Annotated in this window: 11 protein-coding genes; 10 read left to right on the top strand and 1 reads right to left on the bottom strand. The window is 38.7% G+C overall.

The features are described 5' to 3' along the window. Window positions 1-43: 43 nt before the first annotated feature. Complete coding sequence (locus QFZ80_RS00370; RefSeq protein ID WP_307544376.1) at window positions 44-772, bottom strand: hypothetical protein; 729 nt, start codon at window positions 770-772, stop codon at window positions 44-46. A 715-nt stretch (window positions 773-1,487) separates the two neighbouring features. On the opposite strand from QFZ80_RS00370, the gene QFZ80_RS00365 reads away from it, so the two are divergent. From QFZ80_RS00365 to QFZ80_RS00320, 10 genes are all read left to right on the top strand, one after another. Next, a complete protein-coding gene (locus QFZ80_RS00365; RefSeq protein ID WP_307544378.1) occupies window positions 1,488-1,853 on the top strand; it encodes a hypothetical protein in 366 nt (121 codons plus the stop codon). A gap of 143 nt (window positions 1,854-1,996) precedes the next feature. Continuing rightward, a complete protein-coding gene (locus QFZ80_RS00360) occupies window positions 1,997-2,500 on the top strand; it encodes a hypothetical protein (RefSeq protein ID WP_307544380.1) in 504 nt (167 codons plus the stop codon). Window positions 2,501-2,544: 44 nt separating this feature from the next. After that, window positions 2,545-3,081, top strand: coding sequence for a hypothetical protein (locus QFZ80_RS00355; RefSeq protein WP_307544382.1), 537 nt, complete (start codon window positions 2,545-2,547; stop codon window positions 3,079-3,081). Window positions 3,082-3,167: 86 nt separating this feature from the next. Beyond that, the gene (locus QFZ80_RS00350; RefSeq protein ID WP_307544385.1) at window positions 3,168-4,301 is read left to right on the top strand and encodes a PDZ domain-containing protein; all 1,134 of its coding nucleotides are present in this window, start codon (window positions 3,168-3,170) and stop codon (window positions 4,299-4,301) included. Window positions 4,302-4,622: 321 nt separating this feature from the next. Continuing rightward, window positions 4,623-5,480 (top strand): hypothetical protein, encoded by an 858-nt coding sequence (locus QFZ80_RS00345; RefSeq protein WP_307544386.1) that lies wholly within the window; start codon window positions 4,623-4,625, stop codon window positions 5,478-5,480. Window positions 5,481-6,027: 547 nt separating this feature from the next. Beyond that, entirely contained in the window at window positions 6,028-6,924 is an 897-nt protein-coding gene (locus QFZ80_RS00340) for a hypothetical protein (RefSeq protein ID WP_307556811.1), read from the top strand. 497 nt (window positions 6,925-7,421) lie between these two features. Continuing rightward, a complete protein-coding gene (locus tag QFZ80_RS00335) occupies window positions 7,422-8,576 on the top strand; it encodes a hypothetical protein (RefSeq protein ID WP_307544391.1) in 1,155 nt (384 codons plus the stop codon). Window positions 8,577-9,341: 765 nt separating this feature from the next. Continuing rightward, a complete protein-coding gene (locus QFZ80_RS00330; protein ID WP_307544392.1) occupies window positions 9,342-10,910 on the top strand; it encodes a hypothetical protein in 1,569 nt (522 codons plus the stop codon). A gap of 934 nt (window positions 10,911-11,844) precedes the next feature. Then, window positions 11,845-13,110 carry a DNA polymerase III subunit beta gene (locus tag QFZ80_RS00325; RefSeq protein WP_307544394.1) on the top strand — a complete coding sequence of 422 codons (1,266 nt, stop codon included), beginning with the start codon at window positions 11,845-11,847 and terminating at the stop codon, window positions 13,108-13,110. Window positions 13,111-13,114: 4 nt separating this feature from the next. Next, the gene (locus QFZ80_RS00320) at window positions 13,115-13,474 is read left to right on the top strand and encodes a hypothetical protein (protein ID WP_307544396.1); all 360 of its coding nucleotides are present in this window, start codon (window positions 13,115-13,117) and stop codon (window positions 13,472-13,474) included. Window positions 13,475-13,585 lie beyond the last annotated feature (111 nt).

Here is a 13,585-nt window from a genome sequence, read left to right as displayed (position 1 = left end):
TAAGCATTTAACAATCATGCTTTCCCCATTATAGAGAATCTTTTCATCTGCATTCTGAACACTCGGTTCTACCTTTGTTGTGGTATTTGGTTTTACACTTATCACAAAGTTTCATCCCTTTTTTATCCCATAAGAAAGCGCATTTACTACAATATGTTTTAGTCCCTTCAAAGGAAATATATTTCTTATGCTGGCTAATACTTTCTAATATAGCTTCTTTTCTAATTTTTTCTTCGAATGTCTGCCATATCTTCTCATTAATAAATTTCCTGGCAAAGCCACTTTGAAAATCGTCTTTGGTTGATAAGCCTATAAGTTTACCGATAACTGGTTCATCAAATTCATCTTTACATTTATTGCATCTGTATCTCGGTGTCTTTGTTTTTCTTTCGGTAAAATTAATCGAAGAACAATTAGGACACAGTTGTTTCTCTTCTGCTTCCTCAACCCAACGTTTTTCAGTCAACTCACTTATAAGTAAATTATTTTCAATTAGAAATCTATCGAAATATTCATCTATATATCTACCTACAATCGGATATTGAATACTTGAATAATCTTGTGGATGCCAAAAGTGTTGAATAACCTTTGTTCCTTCTTTTTTGTTGCATTGTTCGCAATGATCCTTCAATAATTCTTCTCTTCTTTTCTTCCATTCTGCGGTTTGCCAAGGTTTTGTACTCTTATTAAATAATTGATCAGCAACTTCTTGAAATCCGATTCTATCCTCTGCTAAAGCTACCTCTAACTTTTCTAAATCAATTAATTTCATATTGCATCCTCATAACATAGTATTTTTATTGATTGCTTTATTGTACTTTTATTTGTCTTTCAGTTTCTACAAACTCCAACCAATGCCGAGCAGGAATCATCAATACCATTATTCTCTAATAAAAGCATAGCATGATCAGAAAACTTGGTCTATTGCAATAAAATTTTAAAACAAAACAACTTGTTCGGATCCCCCGGTTCGTTCAGTCAGGAAACGAGGCAGCAACAGCAATTTATCAAAGATATCATCATTATTAGGCATATTTGTAAGTCCAAAAATAAAAACTTGGCTGATTTAGAAAAGACTGACGATGGCAGTCTTATTACTTTCTTGGGCCAGATAACTATCTCAAATCTGGTCATTTTGTGATTCTGTGGAACATTTTCACGAGAATTCAGAATTTAGGTACTGATAACCCTAAATAAGCCTTGTCAGATCAACACTTTGCGTATTTCACGACCTCCCTCTTTTTATTTAGGGGGTTATAAGCAATGTTCCACGGGGGTGTTTAATCCCGTTTTTTATCTTTTAATCCCGATTTAATTAATGTATAATGGAAATATGTGTGGTGTGGTGTGGTGGGTTAGCATATTAATATTGTCGTTCTTACTTCGAGTTCGCTGGATGGGGAAATAGGCATAATTGAGCTGGACTATTAAGGCTCTTCGAAAAATATGGTTGAATACGCTATTGTGTTTCTCAGGGGGGATTAACGATGAAGGAAAGATTAATTAACAAAGGCGAAGATGCTATGGAGAAAACCTTTAAAAGATCCAAAAAGGGATTGATTTTTGATTTACATCCATTTGAAACACTTCATGATAATGAGGGAAATGAAATAACTGTGGAATGGCCAGACGCTAAAAAAGAGTTGCTGAATGGAAAAATCATTGCTCAGTCAAGTGTGATGGGGGGCTACTTTTTCTTGCGGATTAAGAATGAAGGCTTACAGGAATATAGTGGAAAGTATGCAGGTTGGAAGGATGTATCTTTCGAAAAATACGACGATGTTTTTGAAAGTGATTGTCGGAATAATGTTAATAGAACAGAATGGTTGATAACAAACCTAATTATAGAATAAGCATGGGACATCAGTTGGGAAGTTACACCCAATTCCTGGCGTTGTTTGTGAGCGTAGAGAGCTTCTTAGTATCGACATTTCCATCTTGATTGAGAAAATACCATCCTACTTTACCTTAAATCGAATTGAGTGGTGTTAAAAGTATGAATGTATTGGACCATTTTGTAACTAGCTATCAACAGACGAAAGAGTTAAAAGAATTTATTTTAACGCTTGATCAAGTGGATCACGAAGTTAAAGGCTTTGTTTTCGTACTTGATAAAAAGCTAGCCGGCCTGGAAGAAAGAATTCTTAGCCTGCGTGGTGGAGAAACTCAATTTCCGCATAGATGTGGTCTATGTGAACGGCAGTATGCAGAAAAGGATGTTCGGATAGTGGGAGAGTTGAAGGTATGTCCGAACTGCAGATCCCTTAGTACCAGTTTTCTTGTCGCAAGTGATTTTGAAAACAAATTTAAGTTGTCTCGGGGTACTGTTAAACGAGATTGTCTTTCTAAAGAAGGGCAGCCAGCCAAATTGCAGTCTTTTATCGATTGTGGTCTGATCATAAAATCAGGCATTCATAACATTGTGCATGAAAGAGTCTACGGAATGTATTACGGCAGTGATACCTATAAGCGAAGAAAAAGATCAAAACAAAATCCTTGAAATTAGCAACTGCTATATCGATATGATAGAAGGAGATTTTCGTCATGATGGTTTCATTTACTAAAGCAATTCTGCATCAGTTAGGTCTTATCAAAGGATTAGACAGTGTTGTTTTCTTTTATTCAGAAGAAGGCGATACATGTATACGTAAAGCACTTACAGATGAAATAAATGATTCATACAAAATCACAGCTGCCGGCAATCTATATATACCAACTAAGTTCAGAAGCAGAATGTCGCTCGAGCCTTCAGATAGAATCAGAATAGTTAACATTGAAAATGGGACAGGTTATCTTACAGTCCAGAATAAACTGTGGCCAGCCAAAGAACATCTTGATTATAGGGAGCCGTTAGCAGCTGCTCGTCCTTCTCTTAACCAATATCTGAACCGTACACCAATTAAAAAAAATTCAGTAGACACGTTTTCGGATTTTATAGATTATAAAGCAGGGTTAAGAGATTCAGAGAATGTTCCTATAGTAATCATAGATTTTCGTGTACGTGGGGATCTTAAAGACGCCAAAAAGGCTATTAATACAGAGTATCCGGATAAACAAGTTGTTTGGATCATGCCTGTTTAGTAACAACTAGGGAGAGAGGTCAGGGAGTTCTTTTTTTCGCTAATTCTACGATCACTATCTTTTTTTGCAATATTAGGTGTTTGGGGGTGTTTGTTGCGATAGTTAATAAATTAATAAGAATAACAGCGTTTCAAGTAATGACTAGAGTTGCAGTCACAGTCTTTCTTATTCTAATAACGATGACTATATTGTACTTTGTACCTGCGAACGATAAAACCATTTACGCAGTAGGTGAACTATCTGAGACGGATAGTTATCTTGACAGACAGGGCTGGGAAAAATATAGTGGCAAACCATTTGACAATAATCTTCCTCCCATTTATGCGACGAGCGTTTACACAACTAATCCTAAAAACGTGCTGAGCTTACTGTGCGAAGTATTGTTGTTTCAACTTCAAGGCAGATCCCCATCACTCAAAACAAGCACATTAACCGCTCCGGGGCTGCAAGAGGATATATTGGATCAATATGACACTTATGCCGAAATGGTGCTACATAGCCTGGTTTCTGCGAAACGGGAGTTGTATTCTTTCGATATTGAAGTCAAACCTACGATTCAATCTTATGATCCGAAGCTTCACGAAAACAAAAATTCATTTGATATTAACGATATTATATTATCTATTGACGGTGTTGAGGTGAACAGTTTACACGAATATGTTTCGTTAAAAAAAACATGGAATCTCCAGTATGGGGATAGACATGTATTTACTGTTCTAAGAGAGGGGAATAAACAAGAGATTCCCTTTACTTATACGGAAAAGACCGGGGACCAGTTTATAACTGGAATTTCCGTTAGAGATTCTATTACAGATACAAATCATGCATATTTAATTAATGAGTTGTTTAAATATGATTATCATACTGCCGGTAATTCAGCGGGACTCATGCACGCTCTTAATCTAGTTCAAAGGATCAGCGATAGAAGTCTGACAAAGGGATATAAAATTGCCGGTACAGGGACGATGGAACTTGATGGAAAGGTCGGTCCAATTGGTTCAATAGATCTGAAAATTAAGACCGCTGATCGTGAAAAGGTCGATATCTTTTTTGTTCCGAAATATTACCCGATTGCGCGTTGGAAAGATATCACCTATGAAAACTCAAATGAGAAAGAAGCAATAGATACAGCTGCAAGGATCCATTCGAAAATGATAATTGTACCAGTGGAGACGCTACAGGGAGCAATTGACTTTTTAAGTAATCTACCTGAACGATGACGTTAGTATAATTTGAAAGAGGTGTACATAAATGACTCCGGTATATTGGGAACAAATAGGAAATTTCATCCTTTACATGATTATAGGCGTATCGATTTTGCTTTTTTTTGGTGTTCCCTTTTGCAGATGGTTTATCAATTATGTATCAAAATGAATAGGCGGTGTACATGATGCCTTATGTTTTAAGAACAAATACTATCGGGTGACAAATAATCGGCCTGAGTTATTAATCCATCTTCCTTTTAAGGGGGTATTCATATATCACGTACGAATCCATTCATGTTGCAAGCTCGAGCACGCGAAAATCGGATAACTGAGCTAATGGTTCATATCCTTGAAGAAACCGCACTCGCTTCACAATTTGCTAATTTTATTTGGAAAAGTCAATCACTTTCTCATGAATCGGTTACAATGGGCCTGGAGTGTGAAAAGCTACCTTTTGATGTGGATCAAGCGATCGTTATTGGATTAAGTAGAGACGGAAAGATTGATCCTTCCACTTCGAAGAAAGCGGGTGGAAGACCTGATGCATATTTCTGCTTCAAAGAAATCAAAAAAGTTATACTTCTGGAAGTGAAAATAGCTGCAAATACTCTAGATGAGGACCAACTTACTGGTCACTATGGGATATGTAATGCATCAAAGCTAGAAAGCCACGCAACCCTAACTTGGGATGAAGTTTTAACTTTCTTCCAGGATCAAATGAGTATGGCGTTTGAAGGGAGCAAGAATCATTATCTCCTAAAAAATTTCCTGGAATTCGCTAGGTTAGAATCCCTCGGTATAATAGCTGATCATGAATCATTTTTTGCACGATTTGGTATGAAAGAAGAGATCGTTAGATGCTTGCATAATCATTTTATCTCACAGGGATTCAATCCTGAATTTTACAATACAGCGGATCCACGTACTATGGAATATCGCAAAAAGAGAAAAAGCACAAGTCATGTTGCAATTGATCTTAAACATAACAGAATCATCTATAAATTTGGGAAACCAAAATACAAAGAAGACATGGAAAGACGCATCAAGAATTATTTTGGTATTAATTACATAGGCACATATTTTGATGAACCGTCACAGGCTAATTTATCTATAGATCTTATAACTTTAGACAATGTACAAGATGCTATCGCACTTTTTAATATGAGTAATCACTTTCGAACATCGGGGGAATAAAAACTACTAACGGAAATTAGTAGACTAGTTGGTCTACCTATCTCGGCATTTCTTTGACGAATCGCTTTAGGGATGAGTAGTTCTCTTTCCTACCTGTTCATCCTGGATACTGCGAAACATCGTTTTCGCCATTGTGGTATCCAATAGGACATGGCGTTGATGTCTTTTCTGAAGAGGATGTAAAAGCGATCGAACGAATAAAGGCAAGGGAAAGAGAAGTAGAGGAAGAACAAGTATGTTCGTTTATATCTGAAGTTAATATTGCGTGAATGAGCGTATTATGAAAATGGAGGGTGCGTGAATATATGTTGATGCGCTATGAGTGGTACCGCAAGTTGATCCTCGAAACTGGTTGGATCAGAATAGGAAAGAGCTTCAATTGAAACCAGGAATGAAAAAGGCTAAGTCAGCTCCACTTTTATCATATTCCCCGCTCCTTGAATTATTCTAAGCCATGAGTTAAACTTGATTAAAAGGTCAAAGAAGGTCAAAGTCATGGCTCTTAGGAAAGATTTAGAGGCTAAAACAATAATAGGAGGGCAAGAAAATGAAAAACAATAACTACTTCCCGCTAAAATCTATTGTAGTGACTAATCAGGACAAGCTTGAGTTTCTACAGGGAATCGATTTTCCAATTGACCCTGCCATTCTCCCTGTTGTTGAAGCGATCAATAAGACAAGCATTTTTTTGACCGACAGCTCTTGTGAAGGACAGAATGGAAACCCTTACTCTAAGCATTTTAAATATGCCTATGTTGGCATTGGTGTATTATACAACCAAATTAGTTGGCTTGAAAAATTCGCCCATCAAATTAAATCTACATTAGGAGAAGCAGTCGATTGCTCGCTTAATTTTTCAACTGTAAGTTATTCAGTAGATGACGATCACCCAAATGTAGAGGTTCCAGTTTTCAGAACTTTTCTTCGCGTTGATATCTATGAAAGAGAAACGTTTTCGCAAGTCATTCATTTCATTCAGAAATTTAGCGAAGACATGCCCGACATTAAACAATTTATAGATGATAGCATTTTTCAGAATGCAGAATACCGTGTGTCTGCTACTGTTCAACAAAACGTTGACGGACTAATAGCAGCTCACATTAAAGAAGATCTTGATGATACTCAACTGGAAAAATGCAAAGAAGAAATCCGTGCGTTAGGTGGGGAAATAGATGACGACTCCATCGTTAAAATATCATTTAGTGATAAAAATAGGCAGGTAGAAGAATTGTTCCGGCTGCTCACTGCTACAATGAAAGGTAATATGAAAGGGTTTTGCCAAATCAATCTTGACGATGATAAAAACTTCTTCAACAACATAAGAATTGATCTGTTCGATGATTTCCTATTACCAGTGATCTCAGCAATTTACAACGCTTTTTCAACAGTCCTGACGGAAAGATTGCTGAAGTCTAAACTGAAAAAGAATATGAAAGTAGCGTAGTAGCTCTCTCGCGGCAGCTACTATTTCTTATGACTCCCCCTTTTATGCGGAAATCAATTTTTGTTACAAGAAGTTACTGAACACTGAAGGCATACCATCAATGAAATCTTCCTAATAGTTTTAGCTTGTACACGACTTAGAACCTCGTAATAATGTCGATAATAAAAGCTCCTTACTTGTATCCACGTGGGGCCGGGTTGCTAGATTAGCTAATTTATGCTAAACTACCAGCAGATTAGCATTTAATTGTTCAAGTCAAAGGCCCTATGGGCTCTTTATCTCAAACGGGATTTCTATGTCCACGTTTAGGAGAAAGAGTTCGTGGGCCTTTTTTGGTTTCCACTTAGTTCCATAAACGTTTGGTTTCAAAGGTTATTTTGTCATTTTTTTTTTTTTGGATCCTTTTCGTTTTCTCAACGATGCATTTGCCATTGTTATATCTGTGTCCAAGACATAAAATAGAGAGAGGAACAAAAATTCGTATGGAGCGTGTTCGAATGAGTAAAAGACTACTAAATGCAATCGAAAATTTTAGTCTTGAAATCTTTGATAAGCAAAAATCCTTAATGGATGAAGGCTGTTCTCAAGATATTATTGATGATTTCGTTACACGAGTTATTGATGAGAAGTCGTCTAAAATTCTAAATTTCATATCTACTGATCTAGATAAAGCCTATATTCAAATCGGTCGAGAAATTAATAAACTCAACGATAAGCTTTTAGACGCCAAAAGGGCTGAGGAAGATCCGGACGCAATTCACCTGCACGATCTCCAGCTTCTTGAGTATCAAATGAAGCTGCTTGAACACACCATCGTACAGAAAAAATTAGCGCGTCAGAAAAAAGGCGAACATCCCTTACTGACTAAGCATATCGATTATCCAATCTTTAGCGTAGACAAACCCAAACAAAAAACACTCGATAAATTGATTTCATCTGGGAATGTACTCATCGAGAAGCGGGGCAATGGATTTAGAGCCATCTATTTTAAAAATGAGCGCGGCACATATTTAACGGAACAGGATTCCAAAATATTCTCATGCCTATGTAAGTTGTGGGAGGAGAAAGGACGACAAATTGAATTCGATATTGAGATTCGTGAAATCGCGGAAGCCATGAAAACCCCGATGCCAGGCGGTGGTGATTATGAGTCCATCAGAGAAAGTTTAATGGATATATATAGCACTTCCCTAGTTTTTGAGGACGCTAAGGATGAGAGCTTTGAGGATCCGACAACGATCTCTTATCATCGAATGCTGCAATCATTAACTGTGAGAGGTAAGAAATTCACTAGCGCACGAATTCGATTTCACGACTACATTCAGGAATCTTTGCTCAATGGCGAATACACCATGATTAATATGTATTTGTTGAACGATTTATCTTTAAGTGTTTCGAAAAGCCTTTATCGTTTTGTTTTAAATGAAATGAAGAAAGAACGTAAGGATGTCTACACGTTTGAATTTACAACTCTTCGAGGTTATGTTGATGTAAGCCGAGATAACCAATCAAGAGCCTATCAGGTCATCAAGAAGGGTCTGCAGCAATTAGTAGAGCTTGATGTCATTACGAATGTAACCGATGTTAAACTTGAAGTAGGAAATTGGATGTTTTATGTGACGCCGCATCCCAATCAGCTTGCTCTTGTCTGAAACAACGAATTCAAACATCGTTACAATGTTGCGAGAAGGTCAACGGTAGCGATGTTTTTATTTTTTTAAAAATAAATTTTTGCTTAAATCTACTGTTATGGATGGTTAGAAACTTTGAAAAAAATGGTAACACCGAAAATATAAAACATAAGACGAAAAATACAACGTATACCGAGAAAATATACAACGTATGCCGAAAATACATACAACATAAGACGAAAAATACAACGTATGCCGAAAAATACAACGTATGCCGAAAAAAAATACAACGTATGCCGAATTTATATGCAACATAAGACGAGAATATATACAACGTAGGACGAAAAAAAATACAACATAGGACGAAAAATACAACGTACGACGAATTTTCATGCAACATACGACGAAATATACAACATAGGACGAAAATACATACAACGCATCCATTTTGACACACATAGAAACTATTGTTATTGTCGAAGAAGGCAGAAATATGGAAGAGATTTCTTCTTCCATTTCAAGGAAATAGAAAGCAAAAAGCCTCCAATTTGGCGAATTGGAAGCTTCGGGTGATTTCGAGAAGTTTTGGCGAACTCTCGAATGATCTTAGAGTGTTAGAGATCGGTTTAGCGGACCAGGTATCTCAATAAGAGAATAAGTTATACAGAAGCTCCGACTTTCGAAAAAAATCGATTGTTGAGGGCCTGCTTTCTTATTGCCTATACCTATTATACCAATAAATGATCTTACTATTCAATAGATTTAAGGGGAAGGAGGTGTAATTTCATGAGGTTTTTTCTTGCCAATAAACGCAGTCTTGAACAAGGGCTTCAAACTACTCCAATAAGACTATCTGTAACCTTTATGCAGGCTCTATTTGATATTGAACTCCAGTATGATTCTGGTCTCACTTATCGCGTTGGTGGGGAAAAAACTCGTGAATATCACCTTCATCACCTAACTCAATCCGATCTACAACTAGGTATTATCCTGCAGAAGTGCTGCAACACAGCGGGACGCTTTCATGATCTCACTGCACTCTCCAATGTTTACGATAAGATTACCGAGTATTTTGAAGAACCGGTATGCTTGTCACAATTCTATGCATCTTTTGCAAAGTTTAGAACACTAGGACTTCTTCGTGTTGAACATGATGAAGGCATTAATACATATAGCATGGAATTAAATCATTACCGGAACGAAGAAACGGATCGGATCGGTAACCACATGAAGGCACACCCGTTTATTTTCTCAAAAGCATTTACAAGCCTTTCACTGAGAGAGCAAAAACTATTCTTGTCCCTATACATTCAACAAGGTGTAAATCCAGATAAGGTAGAAGCAACATTCCGTTGCTTCGTACCAACAAAGAGTGAGCACGTACAATACCAAGACTTGCAGCGGTTCCTACACACAAATACTTCATATGTCCGAAGCGCAATTAGCCGGCTTGCGGAGGAGAAGTTATTTGATAAGGCTCCTTTGTTCAGTAAAGCTTTTTATCGCAAAGAGGGGAAAACGTTCAGTAAGGTATTCATTTTGGTGAATCCAGCACTTCATGAACATCCCCTTGATGAAGACTGCCATGATCCGATCCAACCACAGACCGCATACAAACGAAAAGCAAATCTGCTGCAAAGAGAACTCGAGAGTGTTGGACTCGGCGATCTAGTTGCCTACAAACAGGGGGCTGAATTCAATAAGATGGTTCGGGTTCTACGTAACGCGGGCGTAGGCGTTGTAAAATATGTGGTGAAATCAATTTACGAGCGCTTTGTCCTGAAGGAAGCATACCCACACCAGGTAGTTCCGCTTGTTTATGATGCTGTTCGTGATCGGACTAAAGCTCGCCTCTTGGCACTTGCAGACCAGCACGGCCTGTATAGACTCATCTCGCCAGGGTGGGATGAGAGCGAGAAAGAGAAACGGCATAACGAATTTGCAAATGCCCTTAGCCATCTATCTGAGGAGAAAGCAAAGTTTTTATTCGAACGACTTGCTCCAAAGATAAGGGAGCGATTCATGGTCCCACCGTCATCAAAGCCACACCGGTACCAGTATGATGAACGGTTGACATGGCTAAATGGAATTGAAGCAATTCGCAAACAAGCTAAACGATCGTACAAGGATCCGGAAGATTACTTCAAACTGGAGCAGGAATACGGCCACCGTTACACATCATTACGGGGAAATCATCGTTTGGAATCTCTCTCTTATCAAAGAGAAGTACGGAGTCTAGTCGATGATTTCCTCGAAGATATAGATAAGTTGCCTACTCTAATTCTCGTACCAGCTGTTGATGAGAACTTCCGCCTTGAAAACGAATTGTTTGCGTTGGCTGCTCAATCGGCCTAACCCCTGACCTGTAAAAGGATTGGGGTATTTGTGCTGCCCACATAAGGTTTTCGTATCATTCATATCCTGGTGATCCTCACGATCATGCCATCTGTAAGCCATTCTAGGTTCAGGAGGACTGAAATTTAGACATTGTTTAACATTACAATCTCGCTCTTTTCATCTGAAAAAATTGTTTTTTTCATATTTTTTATTGTGGATTGTCTGAAGTATGGGGATCTTGTGGAAAATCTACATTCCATCAATGTACCAGCCAAACTTATGAATTGTTTTTTTCGAATTGATTATTGGGGATGAACTTGATATTGAGGATAAAGGGGGATAAGTCGACAATGAGAATAGTAATAGTAAGGCCCAGGCTGATATATCATCAACAGTTTCAGTTATCATATAACCTGATATGAAAAAAACAAATATGTGCATTTTTACTCTTTGCATTTTGCAATTTTGAGTCGATATACTTTAAAAATGAATTTGCTTTATACAACGTAAATCACTCAAATCCCTTACTACGTAGGGGATCCCAGTCTCCCATAAAGGTTTTATTATTTAATTCTTTATAAAGGATGTCATATTATATAGGTTATATAACTATATGAGGATTTAATTTGAATCTTGTTCTTAATGAATCCCTGTGGTAATATTTTCATCAGAGTAGTAGTTTCACCTTGTCGCAAGTCAGAAGCCCTATGTGGCGGAATTTATGAGAAACGGGAGTATTATGCCATTTCTAATGATTCCTACCCCACATAGGGCTTTTTGTTTTCTACTCTATTGGCGGATGTAGCGACCCGTATCAATTAAAAGGCTCACACCTATTTGCATCATTGTAATTCTTGATTCCATTGGAATCTCGATCGATGCTTGGGTGTGTATTTTATTTTCAGGAGGTGAAGCCCCTATAGCATATACATATAGCATTAGGGGCGATGAGATGAGTACTATGACGGATTTGTTGTTACAACAAGACGAAGGATCAGTACAAGCCAGTACTGATAAAAATGCGGTTATCGTCAAAATCAAGGATAGGAAGCAATTCTTATCCATGGTGGAAGACGTCGCTAAAGCAGCTGCCACTTCGGATTCGATTCCTGTTCTTGAGATGATCAAGATGGAGATCAAAAAGTCCGTACCGAGAAGAAAGACCGATGGCAGTGGGGAAATGGAAAATGTCCCTGGTAATGCTTTGACGCTAGTTGGCAGCGACGGAACGATAACCATTGTGAAAGCTGTGGCAGCCGTCGAGGGGGCAGAAAACAGCGTAATTGAAGCAGACAGAGAAATCAGTGTGTTGATACCCGCTGTAACCTTCTCTAAAATCTGCAGCAATCTTCCCGCCGGTGATTTTAGGTTAGAGCTTGAAGAAGAGCGACTGACCATAAAGGCAGGCAAAGCAAAGTATCAGCTGGCAACTCAAGATGTCAGTATGTATCCGAACATCCAGACAGAAACAGATGCGGTTTCATTCAGTACCCGCTCCAAAGAATTCTGCTCGGTTATCAAAGAAACCCTATATGCGGTTTCCAAGGATGAATCGAGACCTCAAATCTGCGGCGTACAGTTAAAAGGTACTGATAGTGGTGTACTACTCCAGTCCACCAATCTGAAACTAGCTTCGTTACAGCTTTTGGCGGTTGAAGTGACTCCTTTCGAAGGCATTGTCTCTCACAAGACCGCGAAGCTAATCCTGGAAGTTTTCGATAAGACAGACGGGCCAGTCCGTGTTTCAATTGGGCCGAGTCTGATTACGGTAGCCGGCATCGGTGTCATGATTGTGAGTAAACTGATCACCGGCAACGTGATTGATCTTGAAACGCAGTTGCCCAGATCGTTTGCCTCTGAATGTACCGTTAACCGCAAGGAGCTCGAAGATGCATTCAAACGAGCAATGTCGGTTACAGGAAAAGAACAACGAGGAGTCAACTTCAAACTCGTAAGCGGCGAGTTTCATATTACGGCTAAGGGTGAGCTGGGTAACGGGGAAGAATCCATATTCGTTACTGATGCTACCGGTGATATGAAGGGCTGCGTCGATGCTGAGGTAATGAAGGATACGCTTAAATCGTTGGAAGCATATGAACAAATCCACTTTAGCTGGTTGGAACCCCTGAAGCCCTACATTTTGGCCCCAGTCTTAAAAGATGGTGAATCCTCCAATAGGCGAGCAGTTGTTGTACCGCTTCGCTCTCGTGAGGTGTAACGACATGATGGGGATCATTGAGAACATTAAGCTATCTTGCAGATGCTGCGGACGTGCTCAATCTCAAATTGTAGATGTAAAGGCGTCTGTTAAGGTTCAATGCCCAGAATGCGGACAAACGGAAGAATCTTTTCTTCCGCTGTCTTCTTTCGACAAAGTGGAGGGCCATCCTATTTATAGGGTATTTGAAGCTCGGCTGAAGGACGAGGGAACGATGATTAAGTTCTGCTGCAGCAATGTACGACAACCGAGTCTTGTAGAAGATATCCGGAGCGGGAGATTTCTCATTGACCCCGATACAGCGGTATGTATCTTTGAGACTTTCGATCGGAACGAAGCGCGCAGCATGGCAACCGAGTTCTAATGTATGGAAACAAAGGAGGCATGGGGATCATGGTTATCAGCATGGGAATGGGAATTTACGAAGTTTGCCCTGAAGCTTTAGAGAAGGGGAAGTTTCTCATTTTACGGGTAA

This window comes from Paenibacillus sp. V4I7, assembly GCF_030817275.1.
GTDB lineage: Bacteria > Bacillota > Bacilli > Paenibacillales > NBRC-103111 > Paenibacillus_E.
Note: the sequence above shows the minus strand (reverse complement) of the source record. Positions and strands in the feature narration are given on the sequence as shown.

Coding starts and splice junctions, on each gene's coding strand:
- QFZ80_RS00320 (WP_307544396.1), top strand. CDS start 13,115: ATGATGGGGATCATTGAGAACATTAAGCTATCTTGCAGATGCTGCGGA.
- QFZ80_RS00335 (WP_307544391.1), top strand. CDS start 7,422: ATGAGTAAAAGACTACTAAATGCAATCGAAAATTTTAGTCTTGAAATC.
- QFZ80_RS00330 (WP_307544392.1), top strand. CDS start 9,342: ATGAGGTTTTTTCTTGCCAATAAACGCAGTCTTGAACAAGGGCTTCAA.
- QFZ80_RS00345 (WP_307544386.1), top strand. CDS start 4,623: ATGGTTCATATCCTTGAAGAAACCGCACTCGCTTCACAATTTGCTAAT.
- QFZ80_RS00370 (WP_307544376.1), bottom strand. CDS start 772: ATGAAATTAATTGATTTAGAAAAGTTAGAGGTAGCTTTAGCAGAGGAT.
- QFZ80_RS00355 (WP_307544382.1), top strand. CDS start 2,545: ATGATGGTTTCATTTACTAAAGCAATTCTGCATCAGTTAGGTCTTATC.
- QFZ80_RS00360 (WP_307544380.1), top strand. CDS start 1,997: ATGAATGTATTGGACCATTTTGTAACTAGCTATCAACAGACGAAAGAG.
- QFZ80_RS00340 (WP_307556811.1), top strand. CDS start 6,028: ATGAAAAACAATAACTACTTCCCGCTAAAATCTATTGTAGTGACTAAT.
- QFZ80_RS00365 (WP_307544378.1), top strand. CDS start 1,488: ATGAAGGAAAGATTAATTAACAAAGGCGAAGATGCTATGGAGAAAACC.
- QFZ80_RS00325 (WP_307544394.1), top strand. CDS start 11,845: ATGAGTACTATGACGGATTTGTTGTTACAACAAGACGAAGGATCAGTA.